Genomic DNA, 18,638 nt, shown 5'->3' on the forward strand with positions numbered 1-18,638 from the left:
AACCGCCGGCCTATTCTTTGTCGATCGCCAAACAATAAGGAAGCATCTTCATGCGTACCCTCCAAGGCCCCAGCCTGCATCTGGCCCAGTTCAGTGCCGAGCAGGCCCCCTTCAACGACCTGCCCTCCATCGCCGCGTGGGCCGCCGCCCAGGGCTTCAAGGCCCTGCAGATCCCGGCGTGGGACGAGCGCCTGTTCGATGTGGAACAGGCCGCGCACAGCCAGCAGTACTGCGACGACCTGATCGCGATGCTGGCCAGCCACGGGCTGGTGATCAGCGAACTCACCACCCACATCTTCGGCCAGCTGGTGGCGGTGCACCCCGCCTACGACGCGCTCTGCGACAGCTTCGCGCCGGCCGCCCTGCATGGCGACCCGGCCGCGCGCACCGCGTGGGCGGTTGAACGCCTCAAGCTGGCCGCAAAAGCCTCGCAGCGGCTGGGTCTGGATCGCATGGGCACCTTCTCCGGCGCGTTCGCCTGGCCGTATCTGTTCCCGTTCCCGCAGCGGCCGGAAGGGCTCATCGAGGCCGCGTTCGAGGAACTGGCGCATCGCTGGCTGCCGATCCTGGATGTCTGCGAGGCGCACGGCATCGACCTCTGCTATGAGATCCATCCCAGCGAAGACCTGCACGACGGCACCAGCTTCGAGCGTTTCCATGCCGCGGTGGGCATGCACCGGCGCTGCCGGATCCTGTTCGATCCCAGCCACTTCGTCCTGCAGCAGCTGGACTACCTGAGCTTCCTGGACATCTACCGCGATTTCATCGGCATGGTCCACATCAAGGATGCCGAGTTCAATCCGAGCGGGCGCCAGGGGATCTACGGCGGCTACAGCGGCTGGACCGAGCGCGCCGGACGCTTCCGCTCACTCGGCGACGGCCAGGTGGACTTCAAGGGCATCTTCTCCAAGCTCGCCCAGTACGACTACGACGGCTGGGCCACGCTGGAATGGGAGTGCTGCCTGAAGAACCAGGAGGACGGCGCGCGCGAGGGCGTGGCCTTCATCAACGCACACATCATCAAAGTGACCGACCGCATCTTCGACGACTTCGCCGGTGCGCCGGTCAGCCGTGCGCAGATCCACGGCATGCTGGGGATCCACTGATGAACACCGTACACGACCGTTCCACGTCCGCCGCGCTCGACGGCGTAGTGCACCGCCATGTCCGCATCGACGGTCGCAGCGTGCACTGCGCGATCCTCGGTGAAGGCCGGCCGGTGCTGCTGATCCCGGGCTGGCCGCAGACCTGGTATGCCTGGCGGCACATCATGCAGGCGCTCGCCGCGCAGGGTTTCCAGGCCATCGCCGTGGACCCGCCGGGCACCGGTGATTCGGACACCCCGGCGCAGGGCTACGATACCGGCGCCACCGCCGCCACCCTGCACGCGCTGATGCAGCAACTGGGCCACGCGCGCTACCAGGTGGTGGGCCACGACGTGGGCATGTGGGTGGCCTACGCATTGGCCAGCGACCAGCCGGAGGCCGTGCAGCGCCTGGCGATCACCGAGGCGGTGATTCCCGGCCTGGCCGACGCACCGCCGGTATTCGTGGCGCCGGAAGACAACATCTTCCTGTGGCACTTCATGTTCAACCAGGTGCGCGACCTGCCCGAAGCGCTGATCGCCGGCCGCGAGCGCGCCTACCTGACCTTCATGTTCGACCGCTGGGCACATCGCCGCGAAGCGGTCGCCTGCGAGGTGTACATCCGCGCGTATTCCGCACCGGGCGGACTCAGCGGTGGCTTTGGCTACTACCGCGCCATTCCCGAAACGATCCGCCAGAACCGTCTCCGTGCGCTCACCCCACTGGCGATGCCGGTCCTGGCGATCGGCGCCGAGCACGCCACCGCCGACATGCCGATGGACACCATGCGCGCGCATGCCGGCGACCTGCGCGGGGCGATGATTGCCGACTGCGGCCACTTCGTCATGGAAGAAGCGCCCGAGGCCTTCCTGGCCCAGCTGCTGCCGTTCCTGCTGCCGGCGTGCCGGGCATGAGCCTGGACCCGGATATCGCGCGCTTCCTGGCTGCGCTGCCACCGCCGGCGGCGGTGGCGGAGGCATCGCTGCTGGACCTCCGCGCGGCCAGCGAAACGGCACTGCCGGCACTGCAGGGGCCACGCGAGGAGGTTGCGGCGGTCCGCGATGTCCTCGTGGCCGCCAACGATGGCCACGCCATCGGCGTACGCGTGTACTGGCCCGCCGGACATACGCCTGGCCACGCGCGGCCAGGGCTGGTGTTCGCACATGGCGGCGGCTGGTTCCAGGGGTCGCTGGCGGTGTACGACAACCCGTGCCGCGCCCTGGCCAATGCGAGCGGCTGCGTGGTGATCGCCGTGGCGTACCGGTTGGCGCCGGAGCATCCGTTCCCGGTACCGCTGGAAGACGTGTATGCGGTGCTGGATTGGAGCCACCGCACCGCCGCCGCGCTCGACGTCGACCCGGCCCGGCTGCTGGTCGGCGGCGACAGCGCCGGCGGCAATCTCGCCGCCGGCGTGGCGCTGCTGGCACGCGACCGCGGCGGCCCGCCCATCCATCGCCAGCTGCTGCTGTACCCGGCGCTGGATACGGCGGTGGACACCGACAGCCACCGCCGCTACGGCGAGGGCCACTTCCTCACCACCGCCCTGATGCAGCGCTGCTGGGACGCATACGTGGATGCGGACAGCCTCGCCAATCCCTACGCGGTGCCGGCACGCGCGCAGGACCTGGCCGGGCTGCCCGCCGCCACCATCCTGGTCTGCGACCACGACCCGCTGCGCGATGAGGGCGAGCACTACGCGCACCGCCTGCGGTTGGCCGGGGTCCCGGTACAGTGCGAGCGGTTGCCGGGCATGGTGCATGCCTGCCTGCACCTGCTGGGCGCCGCCCCGGCATCGCGCATCCTGCTGGACCGCAGTGCGGCCCTGCTGGCTGCGGTGATGTAGGCCATGCAGCCCGGCAGCGCCGCGATCAGCCGCCGGCAGCCTCGCCGATCAGTGCCGCCACCGCATCGGCCTGCGAGGCCAGCGACGCATGGCTCGCTTCCAGCGTGATCACTTTGCGCGCACCCAGACGTCCCGACATGCGCTGCTGGTTCTCCGGCGAGATCATCCGATCCTCGCTGGAGATCTGATACCAGCTGGGTTTCTGCTTCCACGCCGGCGCGCTGATCGCATCGCCGAACGTGCTCGCCAGCGGCGCCTTCTGCGCCACCGACATCACCAGCGCCTCGTCGGCACCGAGGTCCTGGCAGAAGCTCTCGTGGTACTTGTCCTGTCTGATCCACAGGTAGCCGTCGCTGTCGGCCTCCAGGTTCGGCACGGCCACCGGCGGATGCTGCTGGGTGATGCCGCCCGGGCTCTCGCCCGCATCGGGCGCGAACGCGGCGATGTAGACCAGGCCCACCACGTTGGGCAGGTTGCCTGCCTCGGTAATCACCGCCCCGCCATAGGAATGCCCCACCAGCAGCACGGGGCCATCGACCTGCGCGACCATCTTGCGCGTGCGCTCGGCATCGTCGGCCAGCGATGTCAGCGGCAGCTCCACCGCGCGCAATGCGGTATGGCCGGCGCGGTGCAGGGCGAGGATGACCTTGGACCAGTGTGCGGCACCGCCCCAGAACCCATGAACCAGCACAATCGTCGGGGAAGCGGGCATGTTCGTCTCCAGGGTGGGGCGCTGCGGGAGCCGCCACTAGACGCCGGACGCGGTTAATCCGGTGTGATCCGGCCCCGGCAGCGCCCACGAAAAAGGCCCGGCAATGCCGGGCCCTTTTCTGCCACGCCGGTACGGCGCGTGGCGATGCAATCAGACGGCGCTTACCAGCTGAAGCGCGGGCCGACCGACCATTCCTTGTCACCGTGGCGATCCATCTTGATGTCGCCGTTGATGCCCCAGTTCTGGTTCAGCTTCACCTGGCCACCCAGGCGGCCGTAGAACTGGCCATCCGGATTGACGCCGTGCTTCTTGCTGTAATCCTCGTAGCCGGCCATTGCGTAGACTTCGGCGTGCTGGCCGAACGCGGTACGGATACCGGCTTCAGCGCTGTAGCCGTTGAAGTCCAGGCCTTCCTTCGGGTCGAACTTGTTGTAGGCAACACGGCCCACGAAGTCGGTGCTGTTGCCGATTTCCTGGTTGTAGCCCACGCCGACGCGCCACTGGTCAACCTTGAAGTTGCCGATGTCGGTCTTCTGCTGGTTGTACTCGCCAAAGGCGTGGAAGTTCGGCAGGAACGCGTAGGAACCCTTCACGCCCCAACCGTCGGCCTTGCCACCGTCGGCGTCGGTCTTGACGTAATCGCCTTCAGCGTAGTTGTAGGACAGGCCTTCGGCAGCGGAAGCAGCGAACGGCAGGGCGGCGGCGAGCGCCAGGGCAATCAGGGACGTCTTCATGGGGGTACACCTCTGTTCTTGCAGCGGCGCACTGCGTGCCGCCTTGGAAATGTAAATTCTCCGTTATTCGCCCGAACCCGCCCTGAAAGCAGCCGTTGTGCGAACCGTGAATTTTTTGCGGAGGTTCAGGCTGGCTCTGGCATACGCGCGCCTGCGCAGGTGCGTTGCTGGCGCGCTAGAACTGGGTGAAACCCGCTTCCACCTCCACCACCTCACCACCGTTGCCGCGCGTCCCATACACGTACAGAGCGCCGTAACCGAGTGGATAGTCGCCAAGCACGAACCCATCCGGAAATCCGTTCTCGTCCACCTGAAAGAGGAACTCGTAGCCATCGCGAACCAAGGCGCGTGCGTAGTAATCCTCTTCCTGGATCAGTCGGGGCGCACCGCCAAGCTTCACGAACCATGCCGCGTCGATGTCCCCGCCTCCGGACGCGGGAACAAGGGATCCGCGCGCGATCGATCCGAGCGAAGTCGAGTCGTCCGCGCTTTCCGCACTGGGCGCATGCAGGTAGCACTGCACACCGATATCCGGGTAGCGGGTGTTCTCGCCCGAGGGGAGGAAGCCATCGTCAATGACGATTGACACGTCCTGGCCGGCAAGCGCCGGGAAGTCGGACGCCGCGAGGCACACGAAGAACCGTGAACCGGGACGTGCCTGCCCGGACGTCACCAGCGCGTCCGGCGAACATCCGCCTACCCTGGAGCTGCCCGTACCCCCGGGAACAAGATCAAAGTACTTGTCGCTTCCCATTATCGACTCCTGCCGGACTGAGAAGTGCACAGGATAGCGGGCAAGGCGTCGCGCAAGACCCTATCGGTACACCTGCACCAACGTGATCATGAACTCGAGGAAGGACGGAGAAAAACAGTGAAACACACCTTCATCATGATCAAACCTGACGACAGGGTACTCCCCCTCCTTCAACCCTCCCCTTGTATCGAAATAGAACGCCTCATCTGACCCGGGAATAAAAACAGGCAGAAGACCAAGCGGAGGAAACCCATTTTCCACGGCAAGGCGGGCGTTATACACCAGGTCATCATCTGCGATATCCCGGTCTTCTATGGGCGCAAGTGTGAACACTTGCGTGTCGCCAACACTCAGATTCCCGTACCTGAGCAACCACGCCTTATACGTAGCGGGCAACGGGATGCCAAGCTCACGCTCCGCATCCTCAATCAGGGCATCGGGCACGCCCTGCCCTGGGAACACTTTCAACCGGGCAGACTTAGCCACCACGTCATCAACGACATCAAACATTGCCACGCTCCCCAACATCAGTGGACAGACAGGAGTTTCATGTGCACTCAGACGCCGCTTCGCACGCAGGGCCGTTCAAGCTCTGCCCAGCACGTCGTCAAGGCGCGTCTCACTGCCCCTCAACTAGCGGTCCCGCCATCTGCTACGGGATTCTCCGGCATTCAGCGCTCAACGTCCCCTCCTGATCCGCAGTCATCCTCGCGCGGCCAAGCACGCGTCCAGTTGCTCTGCCACGTACTCCGCGAACTGGGGCACGGAAGAGGAACAGCCCTGCGATGGACATGCAGGGACAACCGCACCATTCAATCTCATAGCGTTCCCTGGGTGGGCAGCCCTCGATAGAAGAGCAGCGAGCCCAGGCCTGGAAAACTGTCGAGCACGCCACGTGACGCGCGATTTAGGTTGCGCATATTCCGTGCCTGTATGCCCACACCAACGTGGTGACAAGTTCAAGGAGGGATGGAGAACACGCATGAAACGCGCCATCATCATGATCAAACTTGGCGGCAGGGCACTCCTCCTTCCTGGTGAGGTTGACGGTAACGCCGTAGAAGTAGCGGGTGCGTGTAAGCCTCTTCATGCGCACTTCAAAGTAAGAACGCGTACGCAAACGAACTCAATCGTCTACTTCTGCAGCCTCTTCCAACCACTGCTTGAAGATTTGCGAATTGGTGTCGTTCAGCCGCGCCACGCGATCTGCGTTGGAAGGTACTGGAGGCATGATCTCCACCGCAACAAGTAGCCTGCTGCGATGCTGCCCTGTGCCGAATGCACCCTCTTCATCCAACTGGCGTACGGCCTGCTCTACAGCATCCATACGGAACTCAATCTCCCTTTCCCACTCATCGACACTGAGGTCTTGCAGGTTCGGCCCGGCGAGGAAGGACGCGCGAAGCTTTTCAGTGTGTTCGCTTCCAAAGTCAACGTATGGAGAATCTGCATAAGACCACTTCAGATCCGCAGCTACCTCTGGGCCATCGCCACTTTCGCCCACTGCACCTGCAAGCGCCTCTTCCGACCAAGCTGAAAGGAACGGCGCGTGGCCTTCCTCGGTCATGACGAAGGTGCAGTAATAGAAGTTCTCACCACGTCTAAACAAGTCGAGTAACGCGGGCCGAAATGCCTTGCAGATCAAGTACACCAAGCCATCGACACGTTCCAATCGAGTCGGAGCGGCAGGTGGCGTACCGGCACGGCCTGCGCAGCGGGACGAGATGATCGCGTTTTTCATGCTCGAACGTCTCCTTGAACTGCCCAGATGCCGGATATCCGGAGGATACTGGCGATGACGCGATCCGGCTGTCGGGGGCAAAGACGATGAGCTGGCGTAGCGGAGCCAGCGCAATCGTAAAATCGCCTACTCGGACAGTGATGATCGCACGGCACCGACAATCGCCGAGTACTCTACTGCGCAAGCACTACGCGGTAACGCTGCTAGTTCAAACCCCTGAGCTATCCACGCAGCTACCACCTGCCCAGCGTCATCATCAATGAGGGCTTCAGCCTCTCGTTGCGGAATACAGACAGACAGCACAAGAAGCCCCTTCATCGAGAAGAACTTGACCGAAGACGATGCTTCTCCTTCGCAATAATCGGTAATGCTGCCACTAATCCACAACTCTACATTTATGGACGCAACACCTTGTACTGAAAGATCGGCCAAGGCTGCCTTCAAACGCGGTCGTACCTGGACAACGCCGACGAGGTAATTTGCCCCGATCTCCGGCCCACCCATTCGTCCACTCAACGCTACGTCCATGCGTCAACCCTGCTTCCGCGCGCCATTCGATTTCTTCTGCCCTTGCATCCAAGCCATATCTGCAGTTCTCTTGAGAGGCCCTGGTCATCGCCGCCAGACACCTTGCGCATGCGCACGTCGCGGATGTCGGTGCGCAGGCGCAAGCTGGCCGCGCGCGTCGTACTGGAAGGTTTCCTTGACCTGGTGACCCGGCTGGCGGATGTCCGGCAGGGTCTTGGCGATGATGCGCCCGAGCTTGTCGGTGGCGAAGACGATGCGTTGGCCAAGCGGGTCCACGGTGGTGGTGAGGCGTCCAGCGGCATCGTAGGTGTAATGGCGCGACTGGCCCCAATAGTCGATTTCCTCCACGATCCGGCCGAGCGGATCGCGGTTGAGCAGGTAGTGCTCGCCGCGCTGGTTGACCACGCCGATCAGCTGCTCTTCGGTGTCGTAGCGGTACTCGACCACGTGCCTGCCCATCGGCCTGCACGCGCTTGCCGATCTGGCCGATGCCCACGTACTGCAGGCGGGTGCGCGCGCCCGCTTCGTCCAGGTAGGTGATGAGCTGGTCTTCCTTCAAGCCGTCGAACATGGCCCGTAGCCTTCAGGGTCCCGCACTGAGAGAAACTATCTCTCACCAGCCTTCGGAACAAACACTGCATGTGCTCCATTAGCCAAATATGCACCATTCGCACCATCAAATTTCTGTGCCGCGTCTGGCCACACAAGAAATTTCCGATCAGCCTTTGTACCGCGCTGACCAGTTGTTGTATCAATTGATACGACCCTATCTCCGCGCGCCTTTGCTTCACGAAGTGCGATTGCCACAAATTCCTCAGTAGCCTCGTCACCTGTAGGAATTGACGCTCGCAACTCGCCATTGATAATAGAATTTTGGAGAAAGTCTGCGGTTCTCGACCTTAAAAGACTGACAAGCCCTGATCCGACCAATGCGTAAATCCAACCCTTCCCAGATGGATGATTTTTAACATAATTCATATGGAAATTATCTTCGGAAATTATCGATGAATCTACAATCGTTACATGAACCCCCCCACACTCATCGATTCTATTTCTGTATTTTGGCCTATCGGTCTCCGGCTGTTCTTGCATGTTAACGAATCTGATCGAGGGACGCGCTATCAAGAGCGCGTCAGCGAATTCATTCTCATCCAGAGAAGTCATGAACAAGCACTGTTGAACCATTTTAGATTTAGCCACTTATCGCCCTATTCATGTTCTGCAATGTATGCCCGCCCCAAGATTACTGACATCAAGGGAGCCCGGCTTCAACCCAGCGCCTTTTACGACTGTAAGTATGGTGTCGTTCATTCTTTGATTTGAAAGCCTTCCTGCATTTGTCAGTTCACGCCTGGACATTCCTCCAAAGAACCCCCCCTTATCCACCGTCTGTATACGGACCGTCCTTCCGGATGTTCGATCAATAAAAGTCATGTCAGGATAAGTCCCTCCCTTTCTTCCCGGCGTGATAGGGCTGATGAATTCCTCGGGGAGGTCCAGGCCAGACGATGCATCCCGCCCACCTGCAATATGATCAAAATTTGGATTATCTCGAATGAATGCGTCCCTGACTTGATCCATGTGAGTCTGTGTCGCCATGTTACCTCGGCGAGCCAGACCCAGGGGATCAATCCAGCCAAGGACATTAGGTGCGTAATCGTACATATTTTCGGACGGGAAAATTCCCAAAGGATCTTTGGACACGTAAGACCCGGCCTGAGGGTCGTAGTATCTATTTCGGTTGTAATTAAAACCTGTTTCGCTATCGAAGTACTGCCCCTGCAACCGCAAGTTGTTCTCGATAATGGGCACAGGAATTGTCTCAACCTGCCCCCATGCCCCCAAGCACCCCTCCCATACAATGGCTCCGGCTGCGCTCAGAATTCGTTCTGGACAGCCATTTGGCATGACGTGGAAGTAGTGCACCCCGCTTCCCGCCGAATCTACGGCAAGCAGCGAGACTTGCTCAGGCACCTCACCTTCCGGCGCTTGTTCATTGGGCAACTCTCCCCCATCGGACTCTCCGGCTAATCCATGAGGTGGAGTTGCCAAAACTCTGGACGGAAGAGGGGGGCCTGATGCAGGCGCCGCCCTTCTCATTCCGCCCAGGCCCATAGCGCCCAGCTTCCCTGACCCAAGCAGTGATGAGCCGGGCTGGTCATCGCTTGCCTCTTGCCGCTGAGAAGGACCACTCACTCCCAGCGTCATAGCACCAAGGCCGCCGAAGCCGGCGCCTCCTCCCTGAGTTGCAGGCGGTATACGCTTGCGCTCGTCAATATAATTCCGCACTGGCGGCTCGGTGGCCTGCATATCCCATAGTGTGACCGCCGCAGAGTCGCTGGACGCACCATCACCTTCATGTGCAACCTGATTGGCGGCCGCCACCCCAGGAACTGCAACATTGTCTGCAGCAATGAGCGAGAGCGGCACAAACGACCCCGGGTAATACACATACTCCCGCACCCCCTCATGCAGCTTCTCCAACCGTCGCTGCCGCCGCTTCACTTCGATCAGGCTGGCCACGTTGTCCACCCACACCGGTGCAGCGTCCTCGGCGTCGTTGGCCTGCTTCACCTCGCCCAGCAGTGCATCGCCGTCCCAGAAGAACCACGTGGTCTCCGTCGGGTTGCGCTTGAACACACGCCGGCCCAGCGGGTCGTAGCCGTAGTACGTGCTCTTGCCGTCCCGCCGGCTCTCGGCCAAACGATGGTTGGCATCCCAGATCAGCTCCAGGTCGCTCGCATCCCCGCCCCCCGGGCTGCCCTTGCGCACCATGTCGCCGGCGCGGTCGAACACGTAGTGCACGCCCTGGTAGGTGCCCTCGCGCGTCCACAGCACCTCGGCCTGGTCATCGCCGCCAGCCACCTTGCGCATACGCACTTCGCGGATGTCGGTGCGCAGGCGATCGCCGGCCGGGTCGTTGTAGTACGGGTGCAGCACGCCCTTCGGATCGGTATGCGCGAGCAGTCGCCCTATGGCGTCGTAGCGGTACTCGTCCACGCCTTGGCCGCTGTCCTGGCGGCGGGTGAGGTTGCCGGTGCGGTCGTAGTCGTAGCGGGTGTCGAACAGCGGTGCGGCGTCACGCAGTACGGTCTGCGCGGTGAGCAGGTTGCGCGCGTCGTAGTCGAAGCGTCGCTCAAGGTGGGGGCTGAGCTGCTCGCGCGTGGTGCGTCCCAGCGCGTCGCGCTCGAGGGTGATCGGCACTTCGTCGTTGATGCCGATCTCGCTGACCTGATCGCACAGATCGTAGGCGAACGCGATGGCATTGCCGGCGCTGGTCTGTCGCTGGGTGCGGTTGCCGGCCTCGTCGTAGGCGTAGCCGACACGGAAGCCATCCTGGATTTCCTCCAGCAACTGGCCCAGCGGGTCGAAGCGGCGGGTGACGTGGCGGTGCGCGTTGCGCAGGTCGACAAGCTGGCCGCGCGCGTCGTACTGGAAGGTTTCCTTGACCTGGTGACCCGGCTGGCGGATGTCCGGCAGGGTCTTGGCGGTGATGCGCCCGAGCTTGTCGGTGGCGAAGACGATGCGTTGGCCAAGCGGGTCCACGGTGGTGGTGAGGCGTCCAGCGGCATCGTAGGTGTAATGGCGCGACTGCCCCCAATAGTCGATTTCCTCCACGATCCGGCCGAGCGGATCGCGGTTGAGCAGGTAGTGCTCGCCGCGCTGGTTGACCACGCCGATCAGCTGCTCTTCGGTGTCGTAGCGGTACTCGACCACGTGCCCATCGGCCTGCACGCGCTTGCCGATCTGGCCGATGCCCACGTACTGCAGGCGGGTGCGCGCGCCCGCTTCGTCCAGGTAGGTGATGAGCTGGTCTTCGGCGTCGTACTCACAGCGCACGCCGCTGTTGTCGGGCGCCTGCACGCCCAGCAGGCGGCCCTTGGCGTCGTACTCGTAGGCCGTGGTCTGGCCAAGCGGGTCGGTCTGGTACAGCAGACGCCCCAGCGGGTCGTGCTGGTACCGGCTTTGGTGGCCAAGCGGGTCCAGCACACTGGTCACCAGGCCGTGGCGGTCGTAGCCGACGGCGGTGACGGCGCCGCGCGGGCTGGTCTGGGCCTGCAGCAGGCCGTAGGCATCGTACGTGTAGCGGGTGGCGGCCTGCAGTGGATCGGTCTGCTCGATGAGCAGGCCGCGGGTGTCGTAGTGCTGCTGCCAGGTGTTGCCCTCCGGATCGGTGACGGCGAGCAGCTGGTCCTGGTCATCGAACTGTTGTTGCAGCGTGGTTCCATCCGCCCGCACCAGCACCACCAGGTTCCCGCGTTCGTCGTACTCGAAGCCGGTGCGCAGTCCCTCCGGGTCGGTCACCGCCACGGTGCGGCCAACATCGTCGTACTCGAAGATGGTCACTCCATCCAGCGGGTCGATCTCGCACAGCGGCAGACGGTTTTCATCGAACTTGACCAGCGACACGTTGCCCAGCGAGTCGGTGATGCGGGTTTCGCGCAGAAGCGCGTCGTAGTCGAAGTGGTAGTCGTACAGACCGCCGTCGCCCCAGGAGTGCACCACGCGCCACTGAGCGTCGAACGCGTAGTAGAAGGACAGGCCGACGCGGTCGGTGTGGCGCACCATGTGGTGCTGGGTGTAGCCGAAGGTACGCGGGGCGCCGAGCGGGTCCACGGCGGCGATCAGGTCGCCGTCGGCGTAGCGGTAGTTCGCCAGCGGGTGGTTCAGGCCGGTGGCGGGATCGTGCAGCTGCAGGTCGTCGATCCGCCCGTGGCGCGCGGTGACGGCGATGTAGCGGCCCTGCTGGTCGTCCACGCCGCGTTCGACGATGCGCACCAGATGGCCGTCGCGGCGCTCGAAGCGCCAGAAGTTGCCGCAGCTGTCTTCGATGCGCTCGATCGGCAGGTGCTGCTCCTGCGGCAGCTGGGCCACGCCGGGCGCGGCAGCGCCGTCGAAGCGGTAGTGCAGGCCGCCCTTGAACCGCACGATCCACTGGCCCTGCTGGCGCCACAGGCGCGCGCCATCGACGAAGTCCAGGACCGCCACGTCGGCGCCGTCGCGGCGCGGCAGCTCGGGGAAGAAGGCCACCTGGTCCGGGCCGGACAGCCAGGCGCTGCCATCGGGGGCCAGCGCCAGCGCGATGTCGGCCGGGGTCTGCCAGCCGAAGCCGCAGGCGCCTTGGCGCTGTGCGTGGCGCGAGGCGTACACGCGGCGCCAGGCCAGCGGCAGGCGGCCGGGGATACTGAAGTCTTCGTGGGTGACCGAAACGCTGCCGTCGCGGATGTCCACCGGCTCGGCGCGCAGCACCTTGCACTTGAGCGTGCCCGACGGCAGGTGCCCCCAGCGGGCGCGGCGCCATTCCGCGAAGGCATCCATCTTCTTGCGGAAGAAATCGCTTTTGCGCAGCTTGCCGAGCCCGGCAAAGGCGGCGCGGAAGGCCAGTGCGGTCCACGACACGGTGGGCGGGCCGCCGATCTTGACGCTGGTGGGAATGGCCACGTTCAAGCCGGTGGGCAGCGACATCGCGCGCAGCGGCTTCTTCGGCTTCTTGGCCCGGAACGGGTTGATCATGCCGGCCAGGTTGCAGTCCAGCACGGGCATGGCCAGGCGCGAGAACGGCTCGCCATCGGCCGACACGGTGCGGCTGCCCATGAAGATTTCTTCGCCGTCGAACTGCGGGCCCATCGGCGCGGCCAGCGGCGGCCCCCACACGCCCAGCGGGATGTGGATGTCCAGGCCACCGGTCCCGGCGGTGCCGCGGTGAACGCCGTTGACCTTGACCGTGGAGCCGATGAAGGGGATGTAGTCGAACGGGTCCAGCACCAGACCGATATGCGGGGTGGGCAGCGGGCACGGCGGCACCGCGTACATGTGGATGTCGATGCCCAGCTGCGGATCGAAATGTTTGGCGGCGATGCTCATGGCGGCCCTCCGTGGCCGTTACAGCGCGCGCAGCAGAGCGCGTAGGAAAGCCTTGACCTCGTCGCGGTACTCCACGCCGAGCCAGACCACGATGGCCATGCCCAGCAGCACGGCGACGGTCATCAGCAGGGTCTTGTTGGCATTCATGCGGCGACAACTCCGTTGGGTGCCGCAGCGGAAGCGACGGTGTGGGCGTGCCGGGCATCCAGCAGCGGGGCGGGATCGGGCAGGGGCTGCATGGCCGGCGGTTCGCTCCATACCGGGATGTCATGGTCCAGCGGGTGCTGGATCGCCGGCAGGCCGTTCCAGCCCGGGTCGAGGAAGTCGCGGCCAACTGCGACGATCCGGCGGAAGAACTCGTCACCGCCCTGGATCAGGCGTTCGCGCTCGTGCTGCACGCGGTGGAAGGTCTGCTCCAGCGCGCTGTGCAGCTGGTCCTGAATGACATCCAGCGGCGGCCGCGCCGGGTGCGTGCCGAGGCGGGCGGCGGCATCGTCGGCCTGCCCGTGCAGCGCGGTGGTCTGTTCCAGGTAGGTCCGCGCGGTGTCCTGCAGCCGCTCGCAGCGGCGTGGGTCCTGCAGCTGCAGCAGGTCCCACAGCGCCTGTGGCAGGGTGGTGGCGTGGCGGTCCTGCGGCGCGAGCGGCGTGGCGATGCGGATGGCTTCCAGCAGCTGGGTGCGGGCCTCCTCGCGCTTGCCCTGCTGGAGCAGGCAGTAGCCGGCCATGCGCTGGCCTTCAAGCTGGAACATGGGGTGCGGAATGCTGGCCGCCGAGGTGGCCGCCTGCAGGTAGCCCTGCGTAGCCTGGCCCGGGTTGTTGGCGGTGAGCCAGCAGCCCGCTTCGCCGAACCAGCTCTGCATCACCAGCTCCGGTGCGGCGGCATGGCCCTGACTGCGCGCGGTTTCGGCCGCGCTGCGCGCCTGGCGGTAGGCGTTGATCGCCTGGCCGTGGTCGCCCCCTTTGAGCCAGGCACCGGCCACCATCATCTGCACGACCGCCTGCTGGTCCTGCCAGCCGTGGCGGTGGGCCAGCCCCAGCGCGCGCTCGGCGCGGGCGGCCACCTGCTGCGGGCTGCCGCGCTCGAGCAGCAGCATCAGGTCGGTGAGCAGCTGACGGTGCAGCACCTCCGGGCCGGTGCCGGCGGACTGCGCCGCCGTGTCGCGGGCGATGGCGAACATGTCCACCGGCGCCTCGATGCGCGCTGCAACGTGGGCATGGCGTTCCAGCAGGGGCTGCCAGCGCGAGTCTTCGTCGGTGTCCAGCAGCACCAGCCGCAGGCGCTCGCCCGGAGCGGCGGCCAAGGCGGCGTCGATCCAGCGCGCCAGACCGTCGCCGGGCACGCAGCGCTCCGGGTCGATCACCACGGCCAACAGGCGCAGATGGCGCTGGTGATGGCTGGCGAAGCTGTCCAGGACCTGCACCACGCCGTGCGCACTGTCCGGGTGCGCGTCGTGCGGGCCGCGCCAGCCCAGCGCGACACCCTGCGCGCGCAGTTCGTCCTGGCTGCCGAGGTAGCGCTCGAGCAGGCTCTGCTTCACCTCGCGGCTGTAGGCGAAGCCGGTTTCAAACGCGGTATCCAGGCGCAGGAAATAGTCCGGCGTGTCGCGGCCTTCGTCGTGGCGCTGGGTCTCGAAGAACGCGGCGAGCAGGCGGCTGGCGTTGGCCGGCACGCGCCACACCAGCAGGCGCCGGGTCGAATCGGCGCTGGCGTTGAGCCAGGCCTCGCCCAGGCGTTGGATGGCGCGCAGCATGGGGGTGTCGTGCATGGGAGTCCCTCCGTTGGACCGGTCAGCAGTTGAGCTTGATCTCGCTGCCGTTGACCGACACGCCGCCGCTGTTGATGACCACCTCCGACCCGCCGGCGGAGATCCTGATCTCCCCGTCGGTGACCTCGATGAAGGCACCGCCCACCGCGGCGGTCAGCTTGCTGGCCGAGGCGAGCGTCATGTCGCCGTTGGACAACTGGCTGTGGGTGCCGGTGACTTCATGGTCGAAGGGTCCGTCCACCCCAACGGTACGTGCGCCGATGTTGGTGTCTTCCACCGCACCCTGCACGCCACGCTTGTCCAGCCCGGTGATGGTGGTCTCGCGCCCGGCCGCGTACTCCTGCGTGACCTTGCCGAGCACCTGGCGCAGCGAGGTGGCGGTGACGGTCTCCTTCCAGGTGCCGGTGCGCTGGCTGGTGTAGTTGCCGGTGAGGGTGGTGCCGAAGTCGCCGGTGATGGTCTCGGTGTAACCGGCGGCGGCAATCGTCTTGGTCTGTCCGGCCTGGTAGGCCTCGGTGACCGCGCCGGTCACGTTGGTGGTACGTGTACCGGTCACGCCGAGGGTGTCGGTGCCGGTCACGGTGATGCCGCGGTTGGCGCCGACGCTGATGTCCTGGTTGGCACCCACGCTCATGCTGTGGTTGACCGCCACGGCCGTGGACTTGTTGTTCTGGACGCTGGCGTTCTGGTCGTTGAGCACGGTGGTGACCATGTCGCGCTGCGCGCGCATGTTCAGCAGCTCGCCACCGGCGCTGTCGTGCATGGTGATCTCGTTCCAGCCGGCACCCTTGACCGTCTTGGATTTCAGGCCGCTCACTTCCAGCCCGAACGGCGGCATGTTCTCTTCGTTGTAGACGCGGCCGGTGATGATCGGCCGGTCCGGATCGCCGTCGAGAAAGTCCACCACCACTTCCTGGCCCACGCGCGGCGGCGACACGCCGCCCATGTCGGCACCGGCCCAGGGGCTGGCGCTGCGGATCCAGCAGGAGCTGTTCTCCGCGCCATTGTCGCGGCGGTCTTCCTTGCGGTCCCAGTGGAACTGCACCTTCACCCGGCCGTAGGCATCGGCATGCAGCTCTTCGCCGGGCGGGCCGACCACGGTGGCGGTCTGCGGGCCGGGCATGCGCGGCCACGGGGTCTGGCGCAGCGGGCGGTAGGGAATCCGGCGGCGCAGCACCTCGGCCTCGACCGCGTGGCTGGGTGCTTCGGCGCTGCCGAAATCGCTGGCGAAGTTGTTGCGCCCCTCGCGCTGCAGGCGCACCACGAAGAACTGGCGATCCTCGGCGCCGCGGCCGATGAAGTCCGGCTGCTGTTCCAGGGAGAAGCAGCCACCGGCCTGCAGGCCGGCCACGTTGCCGGCGCACTCGAACAGCTTGGTCGGCCAGGCGGCCTCTTCGTTGCGCACGGCCGCCAGCGCCTCGCCGATGCGGCTGTCGGCAAAGCGCGCGGCACCGTCGTAGCGGTACTGGGTGAATTCGGGCAGCGCGCCGCGCGGTGCTTCGTTGCCGCGCACCACCCGCAGCGGCGTGCTGGGCTGCTTGAAATCAAAACTGCTCAGCGACTGCGCCCCCGGCCCCACGCGGCGGCGTGCGCCCCAGCGATGCAGCCCGGTCTGCAGCTGCACGCCCTGGTCGGCGCGGAAGTACACCGGCGCCGGTTCGCCCAGCGCCACGCTCAGGGTGGAGTCGTCGCTGAGCACCAGGCTGTGGCCATCGGCATCGTGGCGGACGCTGTAATAGATGCCGGCGTCTTCAAGCAGGCGCGAGACGAAGGCGAAGTCGGATTCGTTGTACTGCACGCAGTAGGCCAGCCTGGGCAGGCGCCCGGCATCGAGGTCCAGGTCGAAACGGGCCAGGTCCGGGTAGTCGGCGAACACCGCCTCCACGATCTGCAGCGCGGTCATGTCCTGGAATATCCGGCAGTTGCTGGTGTAGTCCAGGAAGGCGAACCACGGGGCGATCTCGGCGCGGTAGCAGGTGAACTGCGCTTCGCGGCCGACGCTGGCGAACTCGCGCACATAGCCGTGCACGCCCTGTCCGCCGAATTCGTCGCCCAGCTGCAGGCGCAGCGGCTGCCCGACCAGCTGCTTGAGCTCCAGCCGCGGCTCGGTGGAGAGCAGCTCGACCTGGTAGGCGAAGGGCTGGGAGACCTGTTCGGTGCCCTGGAAGCGTTTGACCAGGAACGTCTGCGGGTCCAGCACAGTGTCTACGCGGATCAGGCGATGGTCCTGCTGCAACCGCGCCAGGGCATGGAGGGGGGCAAGTGATTCGGCATGCATCGGGCGTTCCTTCGTCCCATGATCGTCGAGACCCCGACTGTGCCATCGCGCCATGACAGGTGCCAACTTTCTGACGAGAAGATGCAATTCATCCGATAAATCGCTTCAGCTTTGTGGAAGAAAATGCGGTTTTCATCACATTCCCCACGCGCTGATGGGCGCAGCGTGTCGATTTTCCGTGCCGTGGTTCGTCATATCAGCGAGGCGCCCGTTCCGGTGCGCCCCTTCCGGAGGTGTTTCATGTCTTACATCGATGGTTTCGTGCTTGCCGTGCCTACCGCCAACAAGGAGGCGTTCCTGGCCCATGCCCGCCTGGGCGATGCGATCTGCATCGAGCACGGCGCCACCCGCGTGGTGGAGTGCTGGGGCGACGACGTGCCGCACGGCAAGCAGACCGACTTCTACCGCGCGGTGGAGGCCAAGGCCGATGAGACGGTGCTGTTCTCGTGGATCGAATGGCCGGACAAGGCCACCCGCGATGCGGGCATGCAGAAGATGATGGAAGACCCGCGCATGGACCCGGCGCACAACCCGATGCCGTTCGACGGCAAGCGCATGATCTACGGCGGTTTCGTGCCGGTGGTGGAGCTCGGCGGGTAAGCGGACCCGCGCCGGGCGACGGTATCAGCGTGGGGGGTCGGGCGCGTCGTCGAGGGCCTGCCCGCCGCCCATGCCGCCCATGCCGCCGCCCCCCATCCCACCGCCTCCGCCGCCTTTCGCACCGCCCTTGTCACCCGCATCGGCCTTGCCTTTGGCACCGGCCGACGGACGCGCCGGCCCCTGCTGCGGGATCGCGACGCTGGCGGGAATCGGCGCCAGGTCGAGCGCGCCACGGATGAAATCCCGCAGCGACACGACCAGTGCCGCTGTCGGCACCGCGCGCCCCTGCGCCAGTTCGGTGGCCGCGTGCGCGGCCAGGCGCACCTGTTCGTCGGTGCCGAGCAGGATGATGTCCGACAGTGCGGCCTCGACGGCATCGCGGATGCGCCGGGCGCGGTCGCTGCCGGCGGTGGCCACCGCGTCGGCCAGGCGCAGCGCGGCATCGTCGGGATGCGGGGGTTGGCGCAGGTCGCGCAGATGGCGCGGGTCCACATCCAGTGCGCCGGTAAAGGAGCCGCCCAGGGTCTTGTAGGCCGCAATCAGGGTGCGCAGGCGTTCGTTGATCTGTCGGTTTTCGCGCTCGCGGCGCTGTTGCAGGGTCTGCATCACCAGCAGGCGGATACCCACGCCAATCAGGGTGATGACCGCCAGCCCGATCAGGGTGGACAGCATGGCCTGCCAGGAACTGAAGTCGAGACCGCGCATGAAGACTCCCTCGCTTGGGAGTCTCAC

The 18,638-nt window shown here is 65.2% G+C and carries 16 protein-coding genes and 1 pseudogene; 4 read left to right on the forward strand and 13 right to left on the reverse strand.

The genetic code is table 11. The features are described from left to right. Positions 1-50 precede the first annotated feature (50 nt). The 3 genes from ACO6VK_RS13175 to ACO6VK_RS13185 are packed head-to-tail and all read left to right on the forward strand — an operon-like array spanning position 51 to position 2,928. Positions 51-1,106: a sugar phosphate isomerase/epimerase family protein gene (locus tag ACO6VK_RS13175; RefSeq protein ID WP_422507798.1), complete on the forward strand. Its 1,056-nt coding sequence runs from the start codon at positions 51-53 to the stop codon at positions 1,104-1,106. Next, entirely contained in the window at positions 1,106-1,999 is an 894-nt protein-coding gene (locus ACO6VK_RS13180; RefSeq protein WP_422507800.1) for an alpha/beta fold hydrolase, read from the forward strand. The genes ACO6VK_RS13175 and ACO6VK_RS13180 overlap by 1 nt, the downstream gene beginning before the upstream one ends. Then, positions 1,996-2,928, forward strand: coding sequence for an alpha/beta hydrolase (locus ACO6VK_RS13185; protein WP_422507802.1), 933 nt, complete (start codon positions 1,996-1,998; stop codon positions 2,926-2,928). The genes ACO6VK_RS13180 and ACO6VK_RS13185 overlap by 4 nt, the downstream gene beginning before the upstream one ends. A gap of 25 nt (positions 2,929-2,953) precedes the next feature. Here ACO6VK_RS13185 and ACO6VK_RS13190 read toward each other — a convergent pair whose 3' ends face one another. From ACO6VK_RS13190 to ACO6VK_RS13245, 12 genes and pseudogenes are all read right to left on the reverse strand, one after another. Then, complete coding sequence (locus ACO6VK_RS13190) at positions 2,954-3,640, reverse strand: alpha/beta hydrolase (RefSeq protein ID WP_422507804.1); 687 nt, start codon at positions 3,638-3,640, stop codon at positions 2,954-2,956. Between the two features lie 161 nt (positions 3,641-3,801). After that, positions 3,802-4,374 (reverse strand): Ax21 family protein, encoded by a 573-nt coding sequence (locus ACO6VK_RS13195; protein ID WP_137191825.1) that lies wholly within the window; start codon positions 4,372-4,374, stop codon positions 3,802-3,804. Positions 4,375-4,549: 175 nt separating this feature from the next. Further along, on the reverse strand, positions 4,550-5,128 hold the full coding sequence (locus ACO6VK_RS13200) for a hypothetical protein (RefSeq protein ID WP_422507807.1): 579 nt from the start codon (positions 5,126-5,128) through the stop codon (positions 4,550-4,552). 60 nt (positions 5,129-5,188) lie between these two features. Further along, the gene (locus ACO6VK_RS13205) at positions 5,189-5,638 is read right to left on the reverse strand and encodes an SMI1/KNR4 family protein (protein WP_422507809.1); all 450 of its coding nucleotides are present in this window, start codon (positions 5,636-5,638) and stop codon (positions 5,189-5,191) included. Positions 5,639-6,254: 616 nt separating this feature from the next. Next, on the reverse strand, positions 6,255-6,869 hold the full coding sequence (locus ACO6VK_RS13210) for a DUF4303 domain-containing protein (protein WP_422507811.1): 615 nt from the start codon (positions 6,867-6,869) through the stop codon (positions 6,255-6,257). A 126-nt stretch (positions 6,870-6,995) separates the two neighbouring features. Then, positions 6,996-7,397 carry a hypothetical protein gene (locus tag ACO6VK_RS13215; RefSeq protein WP_422507813.1) on the reverse strand — a complete coding sequence of 134 codons (402 nt, stop codon included), beginning with the start codon at positions 7,395-7,397 and terminating at the stop codon, positions 6,996-6,998. Between the two features lie 111 nt (positions 7,398-7,508). Beyond that, positions 7,509-7,950: pseudogene (locus ACO6VK_RS13220) on the reverse strand (hypothetical protein); the annotation flags it as partial. Positions 7,951-8,003: 53 nt separating this feature from the next. Further along, positions 8,004-8,561 (reverse strand): hypothetical protein, encoded by a 558-nt coding sequence (locus ACO6VK_RS13225; protein WP_422507815.1) that lies wholly within the window; start codon positions 8,559-8,561, stop codon positions 8,004-8,006. Positions 8,562-8,609: 48 nt separating this feature from the next. Further along, positions 8,610-13,262 carry an RHS repeat-associated core domain-containing protein gene (locus tag ACO6VK_RS13230; RefSeq protein WP_422507817.1) on the reverse strand — a complete coding sequence of 1,551 codons (4,653 nt, stop codon included), beginning with the start codon at positions 13,260-13,262 and terminating at the stop codon, positions 8,610-8,612. An 18-nt stretch (positions 13,263-13,280) separates the two neighbouring features. Beyond that, entirely contained in the window at positions 13,281-13,409 is a 129-nt protein-coding gene (locus ACO6VK_RS13235; protein ID WP_017355205.1) for a hypothetical protein, read from the reverse strand. Continuing rightward, entirely contained in the window at positions 13,406-15,028 is a 1,623-nt protein-coding gene (locus tag ACO6VK_RS13240; RefSeq protein WP_422507819.1) for a hypothetical protein, read from the reverse strand. The genes ACO6VK_RS13235 and ACO6VK_RS13240 overlap by 4 nt, the downstream gene beginning before the upstream one ends. 22 nt (positions 15,029-15,050) lie before the next feature. Then, entirely contained in the window at positions 15,051-17,306 is a 2,256-nt protein-coding gene (locus ACO6VK_RS13245; RefSeq protein WP_422507821.1) for a type VI secretion system Vgr family protein, read from the reverse strand. Between the two features lie 240 nt (positions 17,307-17,546). On the opposite strand from ACO6VK_RS13245, the gene ACO6VK_RS13250 reads away from it, so the two are divergent. Beyond that, positions 17,547-17,906 (forward strand): DUF1428 domain-containing protein, encoded by a 360-nt coding sequence (locus ACO6VK_RS13250; protein WP_422507823.1) that lies wholly within the window; start codon positions 17,547-17,549, stop codon positions 17,904-17,906. Positions 17,907-17,930: 24 nt separating this feature from the next. On the opposite strand, the gene ACO6VK_RS13255 is transcribed toward ACO6VK_RS13250, so the two are convergent. Continuing rightward, positions 17,931-18,611 (reverse strand): hypothetical protein, encoded by a 681-nt coding sequence (locus ACO6VK_RS13255; protein ID WP_422507825.1) that lies wholly within the window; start codon positions 18,609-18,611, stop codon positions 17,931-17,933. Positions 18,612-18,638: the final 27 nt, after the last annotated feature.

Origin of the sequence: Stenotrophomonas sp. GZD-301, from assembly GCF_049310345.1 — a bacterium.
Taxonomy (GTDB): domain Bacteria; phylum Pseudomonadota; class Gammaproteobacteria; order Xanthomonadales; family Xanthomonadaceae; genus Stenotrophomonas.